Consider the following 20,434-nt stretch of genomic DNA (forward strand, 5'->3'; position numbering starts at 1 on the left):
GGTGCTACTTGGGTGCCGACGGCGACTCGACGGTGATGGACCCGTCGATGATGCCGGCCTTGATCGTGTCCAGCTCGCCCTGCAGCGCGGGGTCGACCTTGGACTCGAAGTCGTGGAACGGTGCGATACCGACTCCGTCGTTCTCGAGAGTGCCCACGTACGGGGTGTTGTCGAACGCATCGGCACCGGAGTTGGCGACGACCTCGTCGACACTGGTCTTGAGTCCTTTGGTCACCGAGGTGAGCAGCAGGTCACCGACCGAGGGGTCGGACTCGAACACGTCGGCGTCGGCACCGATGAGGGCGACCGGGCGCGAGGAGTCGCGAATGGCCTGTGCCGCACTCTGATAGATGGGACCGCCGACCGGGAAGATGACGTCCGCGTTCTGGTCGATCAGACCCTGGGCGGTGTTCTTCGCGACCTCGTTGGCGGTGAATCCGCCGGTGAACGAGCCGTTCTGCGAGGGTACGTCCCAGCCGATGACGCGGACCGCTTCGCCCTTCTGCTCGTTGAAGTAGTTCACGCCGTCCGCGAAGCCGTCCATGAAGATGGTGACGGTCGGCAGCTGGGAGCCACCGAACGTACCGACCACGCCGGTGGTGCTGTAGCTCGCGGCCGCGTAGCCGGCGAGGAATGCGGACTGCGACGCGTCGTAGGTCAGCGGCTTGACGTTCGGCAGATCGATCGTGGAGTCGTCGATGATCGCGAAGTCGATGTCGGAGTTGGCCTCGGCTGCCACCTTGGTGGCGTCGGCCAGATCGAATCCGACGGTGACGATGAGGTTGCAGCCCTGATCGACGAGGTTGTTGATGTTGGGGCCGTAGTCGGTGGGCGATGCGGACTCGACGGTGCGTGGCTCGACGCCGAGCTCTTCGGAGGCTTCGGTCAAGCCCTCGAACCCGAGCTGGTTGAACGACTTGTCGTCGAATCCGCCACTGTCGGAGACCATGCAGGGCAGGAAGTCACTCGATCCGCCTCCGCCCGATCCTTCGTCTTCGGGGGCGGATCCACAGCCTGCGATCAGGGCGATGGCACCGAGCGACGCGACGCCGCCGAGTGCTGCCTTCCGCGTACTCGTGCGGGTAACGAATGACAAGATGTCCTCCAATTTAGGTGTACTTCGTCTGGGTCGGGACGCTACTCGCGCGGGCGAGGGTGCGCAGGATTTCGGTCAGGCATCCCTGTCGGGCTCGGCCTTGTGCGGCTCGGCCTTCGCGGTGGAGACATCGTCGGGCAAGCTACCGCCTTCACGGAGTATTCGTGCTTCGTCCTCACGCACCATCACTGCCGGCCCCGCTGCCACCACCGAGGGGTTCGGCGGAGTTCCGGGCTTGAACACGTTGAAGAATACGTTGAGTACCACCGCGACGATGCTGGCGGCACTGATTCCGGAGTGGAAGATCGTGACGAACCAGTCCGGGAACTCGTCCCAGAAGTCGCTCGCGACAACAGGTATGAGGCCGAACGCCAAGGTCACCGCCACGATGACGACGTTGGAGTTGTTGTCGTAGTTCACCTTGCCGAGGGTGCGGATACCGCTCGCGGCGACGGTTCCGAACAGCGCGATGCCTGCGCCGCCGAGAACCGGAAGCGGGACGACCCCGACGACGGCTGCGAGAATCGGCGAAAGGCCCAGCAGTGCAAGCACGCCACCGCCCGTCGCCACGACGAAGCGGCTCTTGATGCCGGTCATCGCCACCAGGCCGACGTTCTGCGCGAAGGCCGTGGCCGGGAAGGTGTTGAAGATCGGGGCGACGGCAGAGGAGACCATGTCGGCGCGCAGGCCGTCGCCGACACGCTTGGAGTCGACGTCGGTTCCGACCACTTCGCCGACGGCGAGGATGTCGGCGGTGGTCTCGACCATGATCACCAGGATCACGATGGTCATCGACACGATCGCGCCGATTGCGAATATCGGGGAGCCGAAGGCGAAGGGTGTCGGGACGGCCACGATGGACGCATCGGCGACGCCGTCGAAGTCGGTCTTGCCGACGATCAGTGCCGCGATGGTGCCGACGACGAGTCCGAGCAGGATCGACAGCCGCGACAGTCCGGGGATCTTGGTCATCACCAGTACGGCGAGGAGGGTGAACATCGCCAGCCCGATGTTGCCGGGGTCCAGGTAGTTCGGGTTCGGGGCACCGCCCACCAGTTCCTGGCCGGTGATCCAGCGGGCGGCCACCGGCATCAGCGACAGTCCGATGACGGTGATGATGCTGCCGGTCACCAGCGGCGGGAAGAACCGAACGATCTTGGAGAAGAACGGGGCGATCGCCAATCCGATCAGCGCGGCCACGAGAACGGCTCCGAGCACGGTGCGCAGTCCGGTTCGCCCGTCGTCCGCGCCGGCGATGATCGTCAGAACCGTCGAGACCGATGCGAACGAAATGCCCTGTACCAGCGGCAGTTGCGAGCCGAAAAACGGGATGCCGATCGTTTGCAGCACGGTGGCCACGCCACTGACGAACAGCGCGCAGGAGATCAGCAGGGCCTGATCGGCCCCGGAGAGTCCGGCCGCTCCACCGACGATGATCGGGACGGCGATGACGCCGCCGAACATCGAGAGGATGTGTTGCAGACCGTAACCGAACATCTGCAGCACCGGTGGGCGAGCGTCCTCGGGCCTGGTCATGAATGTCAGGCTAGGAACCGGACGTTACGGGCAGCGGCACCCACCCATTTCCGGCGAGTTACGCTTGCTCGGCCTTACCGGCCTCCAACAGATGCTCGAACGCCTTCAGGTTCGCCAACGATTCGCCGCGCGATACCCGCCACGCCCATTCCCGTTTGATGGATTCGGCGAAGCCCAGCTCGAGCAGCACGTTGAAGTCACCGTCGGCGGCCTCGAGGGTCTGGCCGAGAATGCGGTCGAGTTCGTCACCGTTGACGGCGTGCAACGACATTCGGCCGACGAGGTAGATGTCGCCGACCTTGTCGATCGTGTAGTGAACCCCGTACAGGCGACGGTTGCGTCGGAGCAGGTATTTGTAGACGCCCTCGAAGTTCTCGTCGGGTTTGCGGCAGACGAACGCCTCGATCCGCACCCCGTGATGCCCGACGGTCAGCATCGTCGTCGTCTTGAGTTTGCGTTCCCCTGGCAGTTCCACGGTGAACACCTCGCCCCGCCGGGTGTAGTCCAGCTCGCGGTCCTTCAGTGCCCGGTCGATCAGTTCGGCGGTCTCGCTCATGCAGTCACAGCTCCTGATCTGCGTAGTTTCGACAATCCTCGGACGCGTCGCGGAGAGAACTCGCTCGGTCCCTCGCCTCGGTCGAAGTGGAACTTGGCCTTGCGGTAGCTCTCGATGAGTCCGTCGGCGGTGTGCTCCCACGAGAAGTTGCGGGCGTGCTGCGGTGCCGCGGTCGCCATGTCTGCCAAGGCAACTGGATCCGCCAGCATCGACGAGAGCGCATCGGCCCAGTCCTCGGTGCGGTGGCCCTGAACCAGGCGTCCGGTCTCGCCCGATCGCACCGCCACGCCGAGTCCGCCGACGTCCGCGGCCAGGACCGGAGTGCCGCAGGCCTGGGCTTCGATCGCGACCAGGCCGAACGATTCGTTGTAGCTCGGAACGGCGACGATGTCCGCAGCGCGGTAGACCTGGGCCAGGCGCGCCGACGGTTGCGGCGGCATGAACGTCACTCGGGCACTTATCCCCAGGTTCTCGGCCAGATCGATGAGAGCGTCCGGTCGATCCAGTCCGCTGCCGGACGGACCGCCGACGATGAGGACGCGCAGCGGTGTCGTCGGATTGCGTTGCAGCACTTCGGCAGCCGCGGCGATCAGCACGTCGGGGGCCTTGAGCGGTTGGATGCGTCCGACGAATGCGACGATCGACTCGTCGGGATTCAATCCGAGCTCGGCGCGCGCCGCACGCTTGTCACCCGGATTGTATTGCGCCAGATCGGCTCCCGGCGCAACGACGTCGATCGAACCCTGCGACGCCCCGTAGATCTCGACGAGAGACTTCGCTTCCTCGGTGGTGTTGGCGATCAGCCGGTCCGCCTCGGCCACCACCTGCTGCTCACCGATCTGACGCGCGGCGGGTTCGGGCGAGTCGCCCTGCGCCAGAGACGCGTTCTTGACGGCGGCGAGAGTGTGCGCGGTGTGTACCAGCGGCACTCCCCAGCGATCTCGCGCGAGCCAGCCGACCTGACCCGAGAGCCAGTAGTGCGAGTGCACCAGATCGTAGTAACCGGGTTCGTGGCGAGCTTCTTCTCGCAGCACCCCGGCTGCGAATGCGCACAGCTGAGTGGGTAGATCGTGCTTGTCCAACCCCTCGAACGGACCGGCGACGATGTTGCGCACCAGCACTCCGGGAGCTGCCTCGACGACGGGCGCGTCGGTCGACGCCGTCGCACGGGTGAAGATCTCGACCTCCACGCCGCGCTTGGCCAGCTCTTTCGCGCTCTGCAGCACGTAGACGTTCATGCCGCCCGCATCGCCCGTTCCCGGCTGCGCCAGCGGGGAGGTATGCAAGGACAACACAGCGACCCTGTTCAGCTGGCGTCCAGTCACTTCTTCAGTGTGCACGCCTCCACATTACGTCTCGATAACTACCCCTTCCGACGACCGGGCAGACTCGGACCATCCACGAACTCGGTCACCTCCGTGAAGAAGCGCTGCGGATCGGCGACGAACGGCCCGTGGTCCACACCCTCCCAGTACGACGCGACCGCCGTGGGAATCAGCTCCGCAGCGTGCCGTCCGGCGGAGACGTCGACGACGGTGTCCTCGGTCCCGTGCAGCACCAACGCCGGGATGTCGAGGCTGCGCAGCAGGTCGTCGTGGCCGACCGCTCGATCGAACAGGGCTGCGCGAACCCGTGGCCTCGTGGACAGCGTCAACCCGAACAACGCCTGCGCCTCCGTGCCCTTGCCTTCTGTCGGCCCGGTGAGCGCGTGCCCGAAACTCCCGAGCGCTTTGATCGCGACGCGGGGCTCCTCGGCCATCGCACCGGGGATCGCAGCGCGCATGGCCGTCCCGACGCGGCCGCCTGCCTCTCCCCTGCCGATGCTGGTGATCGCACCGACGAGCACGATGCCCGCCACCGCGCCCGTGCCGTGTTCGGCGAGGTAGTCACAGATCACCAGTCCGCCGTACGACCAACCCAGCAGCACCGCGTCGGATGTGATGCCCTCGGCGGCGAGTACCGCGTCGACATCGCCTGCCCATGTCCTGGGATCGTCGTAACCGGCAGGCGGGGCGTCGGAATAGCCGTGTCCGCGCAGATCGACGGCGACGACGCGGTAACGCTCCGCCAGGTCGGCCAGCAGTCCCTCGCCCCAGCAGGCCGAGCTCTGCGCCCACCCGTGCAGCAGGATCAGTGGCCGCGCCGCTGGGTCACCGCTGACGCGGTAGACGATGTTGGCTCCGTCGATGCCGGTGGCCTGGCGAATCGGTCCTGCTGCACGGGTGCTCGTATCGGGCTGGCTCATAGTGGGTCAACCTACGCGGCAGCCTTGCGCATCGAGGCGAGCGGATCGGAGTACAGGGCGCTCAGAGAGACCACGGTTGCGGCGTACTCCTGCACTTTGTCGCCAAAACCGGTCACCCGAATATCCCTGCGCTCCAACGTCGAATGCGTCGCGAAGGCCTCCCCCACGTGCGGAATTCCGGCCGGGTACGCGGTGAACGCCTGGCCTCCGAGTACCACGCGGTCCGGATTGAACATGTCGCGCAGCAGCGCCACCGTCCGCCCCAGAATCTGCGCTCGCTCGACGAGCAACTCCCGCGCGGCCTCGGAGCCTGCCTGCGCCGCCTGATACACCGCGCCGATACTCGGGTGAGGCTGCGGTCCGACTATTTTGCGATCGACGGCGGCGGCGACCACGGCTCGATCGCTGACGGAGGCCTCGAGGCATCCCCGATTGCCGCAGCTGCACAGCGCCGACGATCCGGTGGGCAGGTGTGCGATGGACCCCGGGCCGCTCGTGGGGGTGTGCACGCGGCCGTCGATGGTCAGCGCCATGCCCGCGGTCTCGCGTGCGTAGAAGTACAGAGAAGTTCCGCTGTTGCTCTGCGACGCAACACTGTCCGACAGGCGCGGTGCGAGGAGCAGCTCCGAGGCCGCCATGGCCTCGACGTGCCCGGAGACCGAGATCGGCAGTCCGAGTCCACCGCCGATGATTCCGGCGACGCGGCCGTTCTCCCATCCCAGCCGCGGATGGTCGACGGTGCCGGTCGCGGTGTCGACACGTCCACCGATCGCCACCCCGACCCACAGTGGGGTGCGGCGGTGCCAGCGTCCGGCGAAGGCACCGGCACTGCGGGTGATCGACGCCAACGCTGTCTCCGAAGACCCGGCGGGCGTTGGTATCTCGATGGCGCCGAGGATGCGTCCCCGCAGATCGCTGACGATGATGCCGGTGACGACGGCTCCGATGTGGATGCCGATGGTCGAGAACGGTTCGTGATTGACCTCGAACGGCACCCGCGGACGGCCGATCGCCCCCGGTGCCGTCAGGTCTGCGCGCTCACGAAGCAGCCCGACGGTGAGCAGGGCCGACACCTGGCGATTGACGGTGGCGATGCTCGATCCGGTTGCGCGAGCGGCACGCTCGCGCGAGATGGGCCCCTCGACGCAGGCCACCCGAAGCACCGACGCGGCGGGACTGTCGGCGATCCGCAGATCCGGTGCGACGAGTTGGACGCGCGATCGAGGCCTCGGGAGAGACCGCCGAGAGGTAGGGCCGGTGTGGTGGTGCAGGGTTGATACAGACATCCGTTGTGATCCTCAGCAGTGGCAGATTTCCGTCGTGAATGGACAACGACGGAAGTGCGAAGTGATGCAGGTCAAGGAAGGGGCGCGGTGGTCGTACGGAACCACGACGCGCGAATCGACTGTCTGCAGCTCGAAACGGAGAGCTAGAGACGGATTCCTTGGCCGGGACAACACAGTTCCCGAGGAAGCGGCAAGCGAGAACCGAGAGACGCGGTCACATAGGTGACCCGCATCGCGGTGGTCTCACTGGCGGACATGGAATCAAAATTAGCACCCTTGCGTCCGATGTCCAATCGGGCATCGGACAGCACGGGGCACGCCGGGCATAGAATTTCGCCATGACCTCGTCCGAACACATTTCCCCCGATGCCCGAATCGCCGTCGTCACCGGAGCGAGCTCCGGCATCGGCGCGGCCACCGCCCGCCAACTCGCCGCCGACGGCTTCCACGTCGTGATCGGTGCCCGCCGACTCGACCGGCTCGAGGAGTTGGCGTCGGAGATCGGTGGCACTGCCCTGGAACTCGATGTGACGGACGAGGATTCGGTCGCCGCCTTCACCGCGGTCGTTCCCCGTGTCGATGTGTTGATCAACAATGCCGGGGGCGCGAAGGGCTTGGCCCCGGTGATCGACGCCGACCTCGACGACTGGCGCTGGATGTGGGAGACCAACGTGCTCGGTACATTGCGGGTGACGAAGTCGTTGCTGCCCAAGCTGATCGACTCCGGGGACGGTCTGATCGTCACCATCACGTCCGTGGCGGCATTCGAGGCCTACGACAACGGATCGGGCTACACCTCGGCCAAACACGCTCAGGCAGTGCTGCATCGGACGTTGCGCGGCGAGCTGCTGGGCAAGCCGGTGCGATTGACCGAGGTAGCTCCGGGCGCCGTGGAAACCGAGTTCTCGCTCGTCCGGTTCGACGGCGACGCCGCCAAGGCCGACGCGGTCTACCAGGGCATCACACCACTCGTGGCGAGCGATATCGCCGAGGTCATCGGCTTCGTCGCATCGCGCCCGTCGCACGTCAACCTGGACCAGATCATCATCAAGCCCCGGGATCAGGCCGGTCCGGGGCGCTTCTCCCGCAAGTAGCGGCTTCGCCGCAGGTGAGCGGAACTTCGTAGTGGGCTACGAAGTTCCGCTCACCTGCGCGTAGCGCTCACAGCGCCGACATCGACTCCCACGTCGGCCAGTCGATGGCCCAGTCGTACAGGTCGCCGTCTGCTGCCGAGAGGTCGATGCGCGTGCCGGTGACCTCGACGGGATCGCCGTACATCGCCGTCTGGAAGTACTGCTGAGCATCGGCGTCGGAGAGGTTGATGCACCCGTTGGTGACGTTCGACGCGCCCTGCACGCCGGTGGTCAGCGGATTGGCGTGGATGAATTCGCCATTGTTGGAGATGCGCACCGCCCAGCGTTCGCGGACGTTCTCGTAGAACGGCGGGTTGGACATCAGGAAGTCCTCGTGCTTCTCGGTGACGACGTGGATACCGCTGCGGGTGACGTTGCGGTCCTCGTTGCCCTCGCCGTAGCTGACCGGTATGTCCATGATCGTCGCGCCGTCGCGGACCACCTGCATGCGGTGGCTGGTGGCGTCGGCGACGACGACCTGACTGCGTCCGATGCTGAAGTTCAGGGTGACATCGTCGGCGCCGTATGCACCGTCGCCGTAGTTCACGCCGTACAGGTTGGCTACCACCGAGACGGTCGTGCCGGGAGCCCAGTAGTTGGTGGGACGCCAGTGGATGCGCGAGCCGTTGTCGTCCGGAAACCATGCCCACGCGCCGGGAGTCGGCGGGTTGGTGGTCACCGTCAACGCCTTCTCGACGGCGGCCTTGTCGGCGATCGCCGAGTCGAACTGCAGGATGATCGGGGCGGCGATGCCGACCTCCTGGCCGTCGCCGATGTTGGTGCTCACCGACGTGCGGCTGTCGGGTTCGACGGTGGTGAAGGCACCGGTGATCTCGACGGCCTTGTCGTCGCTGCCCACGGCCGAGCCGGACCACGTGTACTGCACGCCGTAGCCGAGAGGCTCGGTGATGGCGTACGAGGTCTTGTCGGGCGAGAGCGCGCCCTGGACGACCTTGCCGTCGGGGTTGGTCAACGCGACCTGGGTGAGGGTTCCGTCGGCAACGGAGACCGAGATCGGTGCGACGGGACTGACGTCGACGGCACCTGCGACCGGGTTCTCGGTCACCCGCGCGACGGGCGCTGCTTCCGTGGTCGGGGCTGCCGTGCCCGAGCCGGCATCGCCCGATCCGACGGTGCAGCCTGCCACGAGTGCCACCAAGGCGACCAGCACGGCGATCAACCACACCGCGCGAGTCCGTTTTGTCTGTTCTACCTGCTCATGCACGTTATCCAACGTACCTGCGTCGGCGAACTACCCCGATTTTTGGGGGCAGTCTCACAGCTGGCAGGAGTGGAGCCCGCGGAATGACTCACAGCTGCAGGAGTGGAGTTCCGCGGAACGACTCAGAGTTTGCGCGTACGCAGTTCGTGCCCCTTGGACGTCAGACAGCGCCCGGAATCGAGGCTCCAGTCCCACCCGTGCAGATTGCAGGTGAGCTTGTTGCCCTCGACGATGCCGAACTTCGTCAGGTCCGCTTTCAGGTGCGGGCAGCGGCGTTGGATCTCGTAGCCGCCCATCGTGATCGTGGCGGTGTCGTCGTGCGCCTCGGCGAACCAGCCGTCGGCGTAGGCGATGCGCTCGTCGGTGAGGCACTTGAAGAACGTGTAGAGGAATTCGTTGTAGCCGCCGACGCGTCGGGCTCGGAAGCGGGTGGACAGGAAGATCGAGTTGACCCAGTCCGGCTCTCGGTCACGTATCGCGGTGCGCACCAGTTCCGGCGGGATGGTGAAGCTGTAGCGGAACTTCTCGTTCGAGATCGGTTCGCGCACAATCCTTTTCGGAAAGTCCAGCACGACGGTTTCGTCGCCCATGGTGATTCCGACGGGATAGCCGATGCCGTCGCAGATCAGGTCCGTCTGCGCCATGATCGGCTCGAACAGGCCCCTCATCGGCTCGAGCAGTGGCTCGCCCTCGGCCGGAGCCCACGCCGCCTTCTCGGCTGCGATGACCGATGCCTGACGCTGGGCATAGGCCTCGATGTACTCGGCCTTACCGGTGGTGAAGATGGCCTCGGCCTCGGCCGTCGGAATCGGGTGCTCGTGGGAGATCAGCTCGGAGCCGTCGAACGTGGCGGCGGTGCCCGGCATCATCAGCAAGCCCTTGTCGTGCCCGTGCAGTCGCATCTGCTCGAGAAACACCATCTGGTCCGGGAACACGTTCGCCGGGTCGCCGTAGACGTCGTTGAGCGAGCGCAGTTCGTCGTCGAGGAAACACGGCGGGCCTGCCGACGGGACGACCCAGGTGGAGCCGACCTGCTCGATGTACTGGCGCGCCCGATCCATCTGCCGTTGACGCTTCTGGATGCCGAAGTTCTTCTTCGCGCGCGAGACCATGTCGTAGACCATCGGGTACCAGATCGCGCCCGAGTACTGCAGCATGTGCACGTCCACGGGACCGAAATTCTCGGTCATCACGTCCAGGTCCACCGGCCTCGCGTCGTTCATGTTGAACGCGACGGTCTTGCCGTCCGAGACGACCAGACCCGAGTCGCCGATCGGCCCGTCGGCGGGCGCACGCAACGCGATGATCATGATGTCCAGATCGCCCTTGGGACCGGAGATCGTGTGCTTGACCGAGTCCGTCGTCTCGTAGAACTTGTGGAAGCCGAGCTTCTCCAACTCGTGCTTGAGATCGAGCACCGGGTAGTCCGGCAGCAGGACCGTGGCGTCCTTGTTGACGTGCTCGGCCAGGTTCTTCGGGTCGAAATGATCCTTGTGCAGGTGCGAGACGTAGAGGTAGTCGCAATCACCGAGGGCGTCCCAGTCCAGACCCGAGTTGTCGGGGAACGGGAACCACGACGCGTAGAACGACGGGTTGACCCACGGGTCGCACAGGATGCTTCCGGCGTCGGTCCGAATATGGAATCCCGCATGTCCCACGCTGGTGACCTGCACTGATTTACCTCCCTGGAGCCTTCACTTGCAAAGCTTCATCGTATGCGCCGTTTCGACCGGCCCTAACCCAGTGCGCAGTTGACGAGGTCACACTCGGGCGTGAGCGTGATGCCGAACTTCTCCTGAACCCCGTCGCGGACGTGCGCGGCCAGCGCCATGATGTCCGACGCGGTCGCCCCACCTCTGTTGGTGATCGCCAGCACGTGTTTCGAGGAGAGCGCCGCGGTGCCGCGCCCGAATTCGGTGCCGTATCCGCGTGGGAAGCCCGCGTTCTGGATCAGCCAGGCGGCCGGGATCTTGGTGCCCGCGGGATCGGGGAAGTTGGGCGCGTGCGCGGCGGCCTCGGGCACCTCGGGCAGTACCGGGTTGAGGAAGAACGATCCGACGCTCCACGTGTCGTGGTCGTCGGCATCGAGCACCATGCCGCGTTCGCCGCGCAGAGCCAGCACGGCAGCGCGCACGTCCGGCACCGGTACGACGTCGCCGATCTGCACGTCGAGACGCTCCGACAATGCCGCGTAGCGCACCGGAAGCGACTCGGTCGTCTTCTTCAGTGCGAACGTGACGTCCAGAATCACGTAGCGCGAGGATCGCTTGAACACCGACGACCGATGCGTTCCGAAACCGCACTGCTCCGGCGTCCACACCGCCGTCCGATCGGTCTCGCGGTCGTAGACGGTGAGGCTGTGCAGCAGCTCGGACGTCGACGCGCCGTACGCGCCGACGTTCTGGATCGGCGTCGCGCCGGTGGTTCCGGGGATACCCGAGAGCGCTTCCATGCCCGACAGTCCCGCGTCGATCGTCGCCTGCACGACGGCATCCCACTCGACGCCCGCATCGACCGTCACCATCTCGCCGTCGATGTCCAGCCGGGACCCGGTCACCCGAACCACCCGGCCGTCGAAGCCGTCGTCGCCGACGACCAGGTTGGATCCGCCGCCGATGACCAGCACATCCGTCCCCGAGCGGTCCGCGTCACGCACCAGCGAGACCAACTCGTCGGCGTTCGTCGCGACAGTGAATTCACGGGCCGGGCCGCCCACCCGGATGGTGGTGAGCTCCGAAATTGCAGTAGGCACGGACTCTCACGCTACCGGTCGCGCACCGGGTCTTCGGTCACCCGGTAACCTGCGGGGATGCCTCGCCCCATTGAGCACAGCTCGACTGTGCCCGCCTCCGCCGACAAGGTCCACGCCGCGCTGACGTCCGAGCAGTACTGGAAGGACCGCATCGAGCAGATCGGCGGACCGGGTGCCAGCCTGAAGAGCGTCACGGTCGGCAACGGAACCATCGACGTCGTCATGACCCAGTCAGTTCCCGAAGAGGAGCTGCCGTCCGCGGTGACCGCCTTCAAGAAGGGCGACCTCATCATCGAACGCACCGAGAGCTGGGGACCGTTCGACGGCACCCACGCCGACGGCACGTTCGGAGCGACCGTCGAAGGCGCACCGGCCCGCATCACCGGCACCACCACGCTCGACGCCGGCGGCGAGACGACCACCATCGCGTTGGCAGGCACCACCGAGGTCAAGGTTCCGATCTTCGGCGGCAAGATCGAAGCGATGATCAGCGAGCAGGTGCTCTCCCTCATCGACAACGAACAGGACTTCACCGGTAACTGGATCGCCGCGAACCCGAACGGCTAACCTGGCGCACTATGGCTCGCCGAATGAACTACTCCGCCCGGTTCACCCACTCGACGCAGCAGGTCTATGCAGCGCTCTCCAGTCGCGATCACTGGGATGCGCGCATCGAGGAGATGCGTAAGTACTCGGAGAACGAGCTGAAGAGCTTCGAGGTGTCCGACGCCGGAATCGACATCGTGATGCACCACGTCATCCCGCGCACCGAGCTGCCCGACATCGCGCAGACGGTGATGAAGAAGGACATGATCATCACCCGCAACGTGCACTTCGATGCCTTCGAGGAAGTCACCGCGGGCCACTACGACGCGTCGATTCCGGCCGGACCGGGCTCGCTCAAGGGCACCACCTCGCTCTTCCCCACCAACGGCGGATCGACCCTGCGCACCTCCTCCGAGGCCAAGGTCTTCCTGCCGTTCATCGGCGGCAAGCTCGAACAGTTGATGCTCGTCAACCTCATCGACCTGTGGCGCGGTGAAGGCGAAGTGACCGCCGACTGGCTCGAGAAGAACGCCTAGCCCTGAGCCAGGTCCACAGAGGTCGTTCCGCAGGCTCCACTCCCCATCTGGGTCGTTCCACAGGGTCCACTCCCGCCCCCGAAGGTGTCATCACTCGCGGCACCACCGGCATCAATCGGTTGCGTCGTAGCGACCGGTGGCTGATGCACCACCCCGATGTCCGACGCGTTCTGCAGAGCTCGGCGAATCCCCTCGTCGTCGACCTCGGGTACGGGGCGATGCCGAACACGACGCTCGAGCTGGCCGGTCGATTGCGCACCGTCCGGCCCGACCTTCGAGTCACCGGTCTCGAGATCGACCCCGCTCGCGTCGTCCCGGGCAGTGACGGCGTGGAGTTCGCCCGCGGCGGTTTCGAGCTGGCGGGCCTGCGCCCCGACCTGGTGCGGGCGTTCAACGTACTGCGCCAGTATCCCGAGGATGCGGTACCCGCTGCCTGGCAACGCATTCTGTCGGGCCTGGCACCCGGTGGCCTGCTGATGGACGGCACCTGCGACGAGCTCGGTCGACGGTGCGCCTGGGTATTGCTCGACGCCGAGGGCCCCCGTTCCCTGACGCTGGCATGGGATCCGTTCGACGTCGAGATGCCGTCGGACATCGCGGAGCGGCTTCCGAAGGTGTTGATACATCGCAACATCGAGGGCGAGCTGATCCACGATCTGCTTCGACGGGCCGACAGAGCGTGGTCGGTCTCGGCCCCGCTGGCCCCGTTCGGACCTCGAATTCGGTGGCGCGCAGCCATGAAAGTTCTTGTCGAACAGGGTCTTCCGATCACACTCCCGCGCCGACGGATGCGAGACAACGTACTCACGGTCCCGTGGTCGACGGTCGCACCGGCAAAGAGAATCGACTAGGTGCAGGCGGACAGTGCCAGTTCGACGCGTTCGGCCACTCGGTCGGTGCTGTTTCCGGCCTCGGAGTACAGCGCCTGCGGGTCGACGCGACCGATCGCCACGGCGTCGCACACCACCTCGTCGAGGGTGATCTGGGAGATGCCGCCTGCGGCGAGGTCGAGCACCGTCCGCACCGGGGTGGTGAGGTTGAACGTGCCTGCCGATTCGACGTCCCGGGGCTCGAGTCGTAGGCGATGAACCGCCAGTCTGGTGTCGGTCAGTCGTAGGTCGCCGAATGCGCAGACGTGCACGAATTGCGGGTGCAGGTGCCCGAATCCGTGTAGCTCCGCCGCGCTCTGGTGCGAGATCACGGCCTCGCCGCCGAACCAGGCACACCACATGGCGAACACTTCGAGTTCGCTGTGTGGCCACTGGCCGAGTCGGAACAGGTTGCGCTCGACGCGAGTCCACGTGTTGGTGGCCAGATTGACGCGCGCCATCGCAGAATCGAAGCCGAGCTCGCCGGCCTGCTCGGCCGTGAAGTAACCGTCCTGGCGAGTGGCCAGCGAGTGCAGTTCGTGCACGCTCGGTCCTGTCGTACTCATGACGCAAGCCTACGTCACAATGTGTTACAGGTCACAAAGTTTCGATCGAGAACGCAGGTTCGGCGAGTTTCACAGAGCTTGCTCAGAATCATCGGGAAGACTGCCAGGAATGTCATCCACAGCCAGGCGGAGCACCGCACCGCTGATCGCAGTCTCCGTCGTCGTCGTCCTCCTCGTCGCCGTCATCGGTGGCGAGTTGTTCGTCCGTCAGCAGATCAAATCCTGCCTCGCCGGCCAGCTCGAGTCCGAGCTCGGCAGCCAGGTCGAGGTCGGTCTCGGCCTGAAGCCGGTCCTGCTCTCACTGGTGGACAAGAAGGTCTCCTCGGTCACCGTCGACAGCGACGACGCGCGCTTCGGTCCCGCCGAGGGCATGGTCGTGCACGCCGAGGCACGTGACCTGAACCTGACGCAGACCGCCGACTCCGGCGGCACCATCGGCAGCTCCAGTGCCGACATCTCGTGGTCGACCGACGGCATCACCCGCACCCTGCAGAGCCAGGGCATCGGCGCGATCGTCTCGGGCGTCACCTCGGACGCGTCGGCGGGCACCCTCGACTTCGCCGTCGGAGCACTGGCGAATCTGACCGTCAAGCCGCAGGTTGCAGACGGCCGGGTCGACTTCCAGACCGTCGACGCATCGATTCTGGGTCTCGGCATCCCCACCGATCTGGTCGACTCCGTCGTCGGTGTGCTGACCGACAGTCTGCAGGCCTACCCGCTGGACATGGCTCCGACGTCGCTGGCCGTCACCGACAGCGGCATCGAGCTCACCCTCGAAGGCGGGCAGTACACGATTCCGGTGACTCAGCAGGATCAGAATCAGCCGACACCCGAGGGTTGCTCGCTGGTCGCGTAACCCACGTGAGCGGTAATTCGTAGCAGGCTACGAATTACCGTGCACGTGCGCCGCAGTCGCTCTAGCTCAGACCGTCGAGCACCGCGCGCGTTCCCGAAAGCCCCAATCGTGTTGCGCCCGCGTCGATCATGGCCAGGGCGGCCTCCGTGGTGCGGATGCCGCCACTGGCCTTGACGCCCAGTCGTCCGCCGACGGTCTCCGCCATCAAGCGCACCGCTTCGACGCTCGCGCCGCCTGCGGGGTGGAATCCGGTGGATGTCTTGACGAAGTCGGCACCGGCTTTCTCGGCGGCGCGGCACACCTCGACGATCGCCTCGTCGGACAGTGCGGCCGATTCGATGATGACCTTCAGGACCGCGGTTCCGGCGATCCCCTCGCGGACGGTGACGATGTCGGCCAGTACCGCGTTGTAGTCCCCCGCGATGGCCGCGCCGACGTCGATCACCATGTCGACCTCGTCGGCGCCTTGCTGCACCGCGAGCCTGGCCTCGGAACCCTTGATCAGCGAGTGATGCTTGCCCGACGGGAACCCGGCGACGACGGCAGTGAGCATTCCCTCGGCCTGAATCGGCAGCATCGACGGCGATACGCACACCGCGAGCACTCCGAGTTCGCGGCCTTCCTCGATGAGGGCGGCCACGTCGGCCGTCGTGGCTTCGGGCTTGAGCAGCGTGTGGTCGACCATTCCGGCGAGGGCGGAGCGGGTGAGTGTCATGCGGTCCAGCTTTTCACAGCACGCCCTTTCGTAGCCGTGTCGGTCTACGATTTTCGTTCATGACAGCAGCCTCGCTCGCCGCCACCTTCAACGCCACCAGCAGGGAGTTCGACGCGGTGACGCCACAGGTCTGGGGGCCGGCCGGGCAGTCGCTCGCCTTCGCGCTCGAGTTGGCGACCGGGGACACCGTTCTGGACGTGTGCTCCGGCACCGGGGCATCGGCGATCCCCGCGGCGGCCGCCGTCGGCCCGGACGGCCTCGTGCACGCCGTCGATCTCGCCGACGACCTGCTCGAGGTCGGGCGGGTGAAAGCCACCGAACGGGCCCTGCGCAACATCGACTTCGTGCTCGCCGACGCCACCGAATGGGAGCCTCCGTCGACGGTTCCCGATGCCGGATACGACGCGTTGGCCTGTTCGTACGGCATCTTCTTTCTGCCCGATCCCGAGGGGGACTTCGCTCGTCTGGTGTCGTTGGTTCGTCCGGGCGGTCGCGTCGGGGTGACGGTGTGGCGCAAGGGTGCGTTCGAGGCGTTCGCGGGCATGTTCTTCGAGGTGATCGGTGCGCATTCGCCGAGCGAACACGACGGGCCACTCGCGCAGGACGGTTACGACAAGCACCCGATCCGGCGGATGGAGACGGCGGATCTTCTGTCGGCATGGCTCGCCGCGGCCGGCACCACCGATGTCGAGGTCGTGGAGCTGTCCAATCACGTTCCCGCGACGGAGTCGTTCGTGTGGGATCTCGTGCTGGGCAGCGCGATGCGGGGAGCGCTGACACCGTTCGACGATGCGACCCGGACGCAGATCCGTGCCGAGTTCTCGGAGCTGCTCACCGAGCGCGGAATCGATTCGATCGATCTGGGGACACTGGTGGCAACCGGGGTGCGGACGCCCTGAGACAATCGGCGGTATGAGTTCTTCCGTATCCGAGGATCGCCGTTACGTTCTGTCGCTCGGTTGCCCCGACAAGACGGGCATCGTCGCCCGCATCTCGACCTTCCTCGCCGAGGTCGGTGGATGGATCGTCGAGGCCGCCTATCACGCCGATCCCGACACCGGTTGGTTCTTCACCCGGCAGGCGGTGCGCGCGTCGTCGGTGGACATGAGCATCGAGGAGCTGAGGACGCGCTTCGCCGTGGTGGCTGCCGAGCTCGGCCCGGAAACCGAATGGACACTTCACGATTCGGGTGAGCCCAAGCGCGTGGTCCTACTGGTCAGCAAGGAGGCGCACTGCTTGCACGACCTCCTCGGGCGCGCTGCGGGCGGCGAACTGCCCGCTCAGATCTCCGCGGTGATCGGCAACCACAAGTCGCTCGAACCGATCGCCGCAGCGCACGGCACCCCGTTCCATCACGTCGAGTTCGCCAAGGATCCGGCCGAGCGCGGGCCCGCCTTCGAGGAGGTGCGGTCGCTGGTCGATTCCTACGACCCGCACGCGGTTGTGCTGGCACGCTTCATGCAGGTTCTGCCCGAGTCGCTGTGCGCGCACTGGGCGGGCCGAGCGATCAACATCCACCACAGCTTCCTGCCGTCGTTCGTCGGCGCGCGTCCGTACCACCAGGCGTTCGCGCGGGGCGTGAAGCTGATCGGCGCGACGTGCCACTACGTGACGGCCGAGCTCGACGCGGGTCCGATCATCGAGCAGGACGTCATCCGCGTCGACCATTCCGACGAGGTGGCCGACATGGTGCGTCAGGGCCGCGACATCGAGAAGCTGGTGCTCTCCCGTGGCCTGCGGTGGCACCTGGAGGATCGCGTCCTGGTGCACGGCCGCAAGACCGTGGTGTTCAGCTAGATCACAAGTTCCGGAGCCGAACCACTTCGGTGTTGAATTCGTCGATTGCCTCGACGGAGCTCATGTGTCCGATGCCGGGGATCACGATCAGTCTGCTCAGGTGGTCGTGATCGTCGAGGGCGCGGGCGAGTTTGCGGGCGTGCACGGGTGGGGTCAGTCGATCGGCCGATCCGACGAGCACGCTGGTGGGAACGGACATGTTCTCGAGCGCTTCGTGGATGTCGAGGTCGCTGAGAGCGGCACCCCAGATGCCGCGGGTGCGCGGAGCGCATTCGAGCACGATCTTCTCGCAGAACGCCACCTCGGCCGGTGTCGCTCCGGGTGCCATGGAGATGTACTTGATGGCCTGGCGGGTCACCGGCGACGGCCGCAGCGGAAGTGCCGAGCTGAGCACGGCTTTGCCCACGGGGGTCGGGAGGCGCGGGAAGCGCTGCGGCAGTGGGATGACGGTGGTTTCGCGGACGAGTGAGTCGGTCGCGGTGCTGGCGAGCAGCACGGCACTGACCAGGCGATCGACCTGTTCGGGATAGTTTCCGGCCCAGGCCATGATCGACATGCCGCCCATGCTGTGACCCACCAGCACAGCTTTGTTGTCCTCGTCGACAGTGGCGGTGAGGACCGCAGCGAGGTCGTCGGCCAGCACGTCGGGGCTCAGTGGTCGCGTTCCCACGTCGCTGCGGCCGTGGCCGCGCTGGTCGTACGCGATGACGCGGTAGCGGCCGGCGAGGGCGTTGATCTGCGGGTACCAGTAGTCGGCCGAGCAGGTCCAGCCGTGGCTGAAGACGATCGGCGCGGCATCGGAGTCACCGTAGCTACGGACGTGCAGGTGGGCACCGTCGTCGGTGACCACCTCGGTGATGTGCGGCTCGAACGTGGGGTACTGCAGCAGCTCGTCGGGCTGGACGTCGGTCGTCTTGGTGAACGAGTGCAGGCGACGCCGCCGAACGACGAACGTACCGATGCCTGCCGCGACGGCCGCACTGCCGACTCCGAACAGCGCGCGTTCGATTACCTTGCGTGAAACCACTGATTCCCCTCCACCTGTATCCCCCGAGCGGGTGCGGTAGAGGCTACGCCCAGAACCGAACGGGCGTCGACGCGGCTGGTTACCAGCGAGGTCCGCGCTGGATGCTGTCGATCTTGGGCCGTACGTCGACGAGGTACACGCACACGGCGACGACGCCGATGATGCCCAGGAATCCGATCACTCCGGAGACGAGGATGAGGAGCAGGCCGACGAACAGGATGGCCAGCCACGCGTTCTTGGTGAGCTTGTCCACGGCAGGAAAGGCGTCGGCGCGCTGACGCAATGCGTGGAAGATCGCGAATCCTGCACCTACCACTCCGAGGATCTGCAGAAAGGTCAGGATGTAGTAGCTGAAGCTGCCGGCGATGCTCACGCGGTCAGTGTACGAGAAACGACCCCCGCGCCGCTCGGCGCAGGGGTCGTTTTCTTTACGAGTGCTTTAGCGAGTGGTCTTCTTCGCCGGAGCCTTCTTGGCCGGAGCCGGGGTGGACTTCTTGGCCGCCGGTGCCGGTGCGGTCTTCTTGGCCGGTGCCGGAGTCTTCTTGATCGGCGAGTTGGCGTTGCTGCGGGTCTTGGCCTCGACCGTGCCCGCCGCGCCGCTCACCTTGTCGGACGCCTTGATGGCCTTGTCCTTGGCCTCGTCGCCTGCTTCGTCGATGTTCTCGGCGAGCTCGTCGGCGGCGTCGGAGATCTCCTCGGCACCCTCACGAACCTTGTCCGATGCGAGACCGGCCAGTGCAGCGGCACGCTCACCCACTGCGCGGGTCTGCGAGGCGACGGTTCCGAGGGCCTGCTCGGTGAGGTCGACGACGTCGTTGGCGGCGGCATTGGCGCGTTCGAGGCGTTCTTCGACGGCGGGCGTGCGGCGGATGCGCTCGACGGTCTCTTCGCCGCGCTCGGCGAGCGAGGTGTAGAGGTCGGATGCCACCTTCAGGTATGCCTCGGCAACCTTGCGCAGCTCTTCGGGGGTGAAGCGCTCGCGCAGCTCGGCGATCTCGTCGGGGAGCTCTGCGGGCAGGTTCGCCAGCCGCTCGCGCAGGCTCTCGACGCCCTCGGTGACATCTTCGGAGATGTCGGCGAAGCGGGCGTTGACCTCGCTGGTGCGGCTCTCGGCGCGCGAGCGCACCTGAGCGACGACGTCGGCCACGGCCTGGACGACGGCGTCGCCTGCACCGACGGCTGCGAAGATCGGGGTCTTGACGTTCTCGAAGTTCTTGGAATCAGACATCGGGTGTCTCCTGTTCGTCGGGTTCGGGCTCCTGCGTCGACTCGTTCTCACGACAGAACGAGTCGTAGATCTCGATCAGCACTTGCTTCTGCCGTTCGGTGATGTGCTCATCGCCGAGCAGAGCTTCGCGCACCGGACCGTGGGGACGCGCTTCCAAGATCCCGGCCCGGACGTACAGCACCTCGGAGGAGACGCGCAGACCCTTGGCTATCTGCGCTAGCACTTCTGCGGACGGGTTGCGCAGTCCGCGTTCGATCTGGCTCAGGTAGGGGTTGCTCACTCCGGCCCGGCTGGCGAGTTGCCGCATGGATACCTGCGCGGCTTCCCGTTGGGACCGGATGTAGCTGCCGATGTCCTGGGCCGCAGTGGTGACCACTGCAGCGACCAGATCCCCCGCCTCGGCGACGACCTGCGTCGCCTCGGTCGCTTTGGCGACCAGATCCCCCTCGTTCTCGGCCATATCGGCCT

At 66.1% G+C, this 20,434-nt stretch carries 22 protein-coding genes; 7 read left to right on the forward strand and 15 right to left on the reverse strand.

The window, feature by feature from the left end; translation table 11 throughout:
• Positions 1 to 4 precede the first annotated feature (4 nt).
• From CH276_RS26155 to CH276_RS26180, 6 genes are all read right to left on the reverse strand, one after another.
• Positions 5 to 1,096: a BMP family lipoprotein gene (locus CH276_RS26155; RefSeq protein WP_230596611.1), complete on the reverse strand. Its 1,092-nt coding sequence runs from the start codon at positions 1,094 to 1,096 to the stop codon at positions 5 to 7.
• A gap of 75 nt (positions 1,097 to 1,171) precedes the next feature.
• Positions 1,172 to 2,632, reverse strand: coding sequence for a nucleobase:cation symporter-2 family protein (locus tag CH276_RS26160; RefSeq protein ID WP_094629743.1), 1,461 nt, complete (start codon positions 2,630 to 2,632; stop codon positions 1,172 to 1,174).
• Between the two features lie 58 nt (positions 2,633 to 2,690).
• Positions 2,691 to 3,188, reverse strand: a complete 498-nt coding sequence (locus CH276_RS26165; RefSeq protein ID WP_094629744.1) for a YbjN domain-containing protein — start codon at positions 3,186 to 3,188, stop codon at positions 2,691 to 2,693.
• Positions 3,185 to 4,513, reverse strand: coding sequence for a D-inositol-3-phosphate glycosyltransferase (gene mshA / locus CH276_RS26170; RefSeq protein ID WP_176459452.1), 1,329 nt, complete (start codon positions 4,511 to 4,513; stop codon positions 3,185 to 3,187). Before mshA ends, CH276_RS26165 begins: the two co-directional genes overlap by 4 nt.
• Before the next feature lie 38 nt (positions 4,514 to 4,551).
• Positions 4,552 to 5,433, reverse strand: a complete 882-nt coding sequence (locus tag CH276_RS26175) for an alpha/beta fold hydrolase (RefSeq protein WP_045198878.1) — start codon at positions 5,431 to 5,433, stop codon at positions 4,552 to 4,554.
• An 11-nt stretch (positions 5,434 to 5,444) separates the two neighbouring features.
• Complete coding sequence (locus tag CH276_RS26180) at positions 5,445 to 6,719, reverse strand: ROK family protein (protein ID WP_176459453.1); 1,275 nt, start codon at positions 6,717 to 6,719, stop codon at positions 5,445 to 5,447.
• Positions 6,720 to 7,057: 338 nt separating this feature from the next.
• On the opposite strand from CH276_RS26180, the gene CH276_RS26185 reads away from it, so the two are divergent.
• Positions 7,058 to 7,813, forward strand: coding sequence for an SDR family NAD(P)-dependent oxidoreductase (locus CH276_RS26185; protein ID WP_032393858.1), 756 nt, complete (start codon positions 7,058 to 7,060; stop codon positions 7,811 to 7,813).
• 67 nt (positions 7,814 to 7,880) lie between these two features.
• Here the strand turns inward: CH276_RS26185 and CH276_RS26190 are convergent, their stop codons facing one another.
• The 3 genes from CH276_RS26190 to CH276_RS26200 form a co-directional block, all read right to left on the reverse strand.
• Complete coding sequence (locus tag CH276_RS26190; protein ID WP_176459454.1) at positions 7,881 to 9,077, reverse strand: L,D-transpeptidase; 1,197 nt, start codon at positions 9,075 to 9,077, stop codon at positions 7,881 to 7,883.
• Between the two features lie 119 nt (positions 9,078 to 9,196).
• Complete coding sequence (locus tag CH276_RS26195) at positions 9,197 to 10,747, reverse strand: MBL fold metallo-hydrolase (protein ID WP_032393856.1); 1,551 nt, start codon at positions 10,745 to 10,747, stop codon at positions 9,197 to 9,199.
• 62 nt (positions 10,748 to 10,809) lie between these two features.
• Positions 10,810 to 11,826, reverse strand: a complete 1,017-nt coding sequence (locus tag CH276_RS26200) for a UDP-N-acetylmuramate dehydrogenase (protein WP_094629747.1) — start codon at positions 11,824 to 11,826, stop codon at positions 10,810 to 10,812.
• Positions 11,827 to 11,883: 57 nt separating this feature from the next.
• On the opposite strand from CH276_RS26200, the gene CH276_RS26205 reads away from it, so the two are divergent.
• The 3 genes from CH276_RS26205 to CH276_RS26215 all read left to right on the forward strand — a co-directional run bounded on the left by CH276_RS26205 (position 11,884) and on the right by CH276_RS26215 (position 13,759).
• The gene (locus tag CH276_RS26205) at positions 11,884 to 12,393 is read left to right on the forward strand and encodes a DUF2505 domain-containing protein (RefSeq protein WP_094629748.1); all 510 of its coding nucleotides are present in this window, start codon (positions 11,884 to 11,886) and stop codon (positions 12,391 to 12,393) included.
• A gap of 11 nt (positions 12,394 to 12,404) precedes the next feature.
• Positions 12,405 to 12,908 (forward strand): DUF2505 domain-containing protein, encoded by a 504-nt coding sequence (locus CH276_RS26210; protein ID WP_032393853.1) that lies wholly within the window; start codon positions 12,405 to 12,407, stop codon positions 12,906 to 12,908.
• Positions 12,909 to 13,051: 143 nt separating this feature from the next.
• Entirely contained in the window at positions 13,052 to 13,759 is a 708-nt protein-coding gene (locus tag CH276_RS26215; RefSeq protein ID WP_254924036.1) for a class I SAM-dependent methyltransferase, read from the forward strand.
• Here CH276_RS26215 and CH276_RS26220 read toward each other — a convergent pair.
• The gene (locus CH276_RS26220) at positions 13,756 to 14,343 is read right to left on the reverse strand and encodes a type IV toxin-antitoxin system AbiEi family antitoxin domain-containing protein (protein WP_032393851.1); all 588 of its coding nucleotides are present in this window, start codon (positions 14,341 to 14,343) and stop codon (positions 13,756 to 13,758) included. The two genes, CH276_RS26215 and CH276_RS26220, sit on opposite strands and share 4 nt — an antisense overlap.
• A 109-nt stretch (positions 14,344 to 14,452) precedes the next feature.
• Here CH276_RS26220 and CH276_RS26225 point away from each other — a divergent pair, with 109 nt between their 5' ends.
• Positions 14,453 to 15,199 carry an LmeA family phospholipid-binding protein gene (locus CH276_RS26225; protein ID WP_176459455.1) on the forward strand — a complete coding sequence of 249 codons (747 nt, stop codon included), beginning with the start codon at positions 14,453 to 14,455 and terminating at the stop codon, positions 15,197 to 15,199.
• Between the two features lie 61 nt (positions 15,200 to 15,260).
• Here CH276_RS26225 and deoC read toward each other — a convergent pair whose 3' ends face one another.
• Positions 15,261 to 15,914 carry a deoxyribose-phosphate aldolase gene (deoC, locus tag CH276_RS26230; protein WP_441344212.1) on the reverse strand — a complete coding sequence of 218 codons (654 nt, stop codon included), beginning with the start codon at positions 15,912 to 15,914 and terminating at the stop codon, positions 15,261 to 15,263.
• A 59-nt stretch (positions 15,915 to 15,973) separates the two neighbouring features.
• Between deoC and CH276_RS26235 the strand changes: the two genes are divergently transcribed.
• Positions 15,974 to 16,813 carry a class I SAM-dependent methyltransferase gene (locus tag CH276_RS26235; protein WP_094629751.1) on the forward strand — a complete coding sequence of 280 codons (840 nt, stop codon included), beginning with the start codon at positions 15,974 to 15,976 and terminating at the stop codon, positions 16,811 to 16,813.
• A gap of 13 nt (positions 16,814 to 16,826) precedes the next feature.
• The gene (gene purU, locus CH276_RS26240; protein WP_032393848.1) at positions 16,827 to 17,711 is read left to right on the forward strand and encodes a formyltetrahydrofolate deformylase; all 885 of its coding nucleotides are present in this window, start codon (positions 16,827 to 16,829) and stop codon (positions 17,709 to 17,711) included.
• A gap of 1 nt (position 17,712) precedes the next feature.
• Here purU and CH276_RS26245 read toward each other — a convergent pair whose 3' ends face one another.
• From CH276_RS26245 to CH276_RS26260, 4 genes are all read right to left on the reverse strand, one after another.
• A complete protein-coding gene (locus CH276_RS26245; protein ID WP_032393847.1) occupies positions 17,713 to 18,738 on the reverse strand; it encodes an alpha/beta fold hydrolase in 1,026 nt (341 codons plus the stop codon).
• A gap of 79 nt (positions 18,739 to 18,817) precedes the next feature.
• Entirely contained in the window at positions 18,818 to 19,105 is a 288-nt protein-coding gene (locus tag CH276_RS26250) for a DUF2516 family protein (protein WP_371828356.1), read from the reverse strand.
• A gap of 72 nt (positions 19,106 to 19,177) precedes the next feature.
• On the reverse strand, positions 19,178 to 19,966 hold the full coding sequence (locus CH276_RS26255) for a heparin-binding hemagglutinin (RefSeq protein ID WP_094629752.1): 789 nt from the start codon (positions 19,964 to 19,966) through the stop codon (positions 19,178 to 19,180).
• Positions 19,959 to 20,426 (reverse strand): helix-turn-helix domain-containing protein, encoded by a 468-nt coding sequence (locus tag CH276_RS26260; RefSeq protein WP_045198858.1) that lies wholly within the window; start codon positions 20,424 to 20,426, stop codon positions 19,959 to 19,961. Before CH276_RS26260 ends, CH276_RS26255 begins: the two co-directional genes overlap by 8 nt.
• Positions 20,427 to 20,434: the final 8 nt, after the last annotated feature.

Origin of the sequence: Rhodococcus sp. 06-470-2 (genome assembly GCF_002258235.1) — a bacterium.
In the GTDB taxonomy this organism is placed as follows: Bacteria; Actinomycetota; Actinomycetes; order Mycobacteriales; family Mycobacteriaceae; genus Rhodococcoides.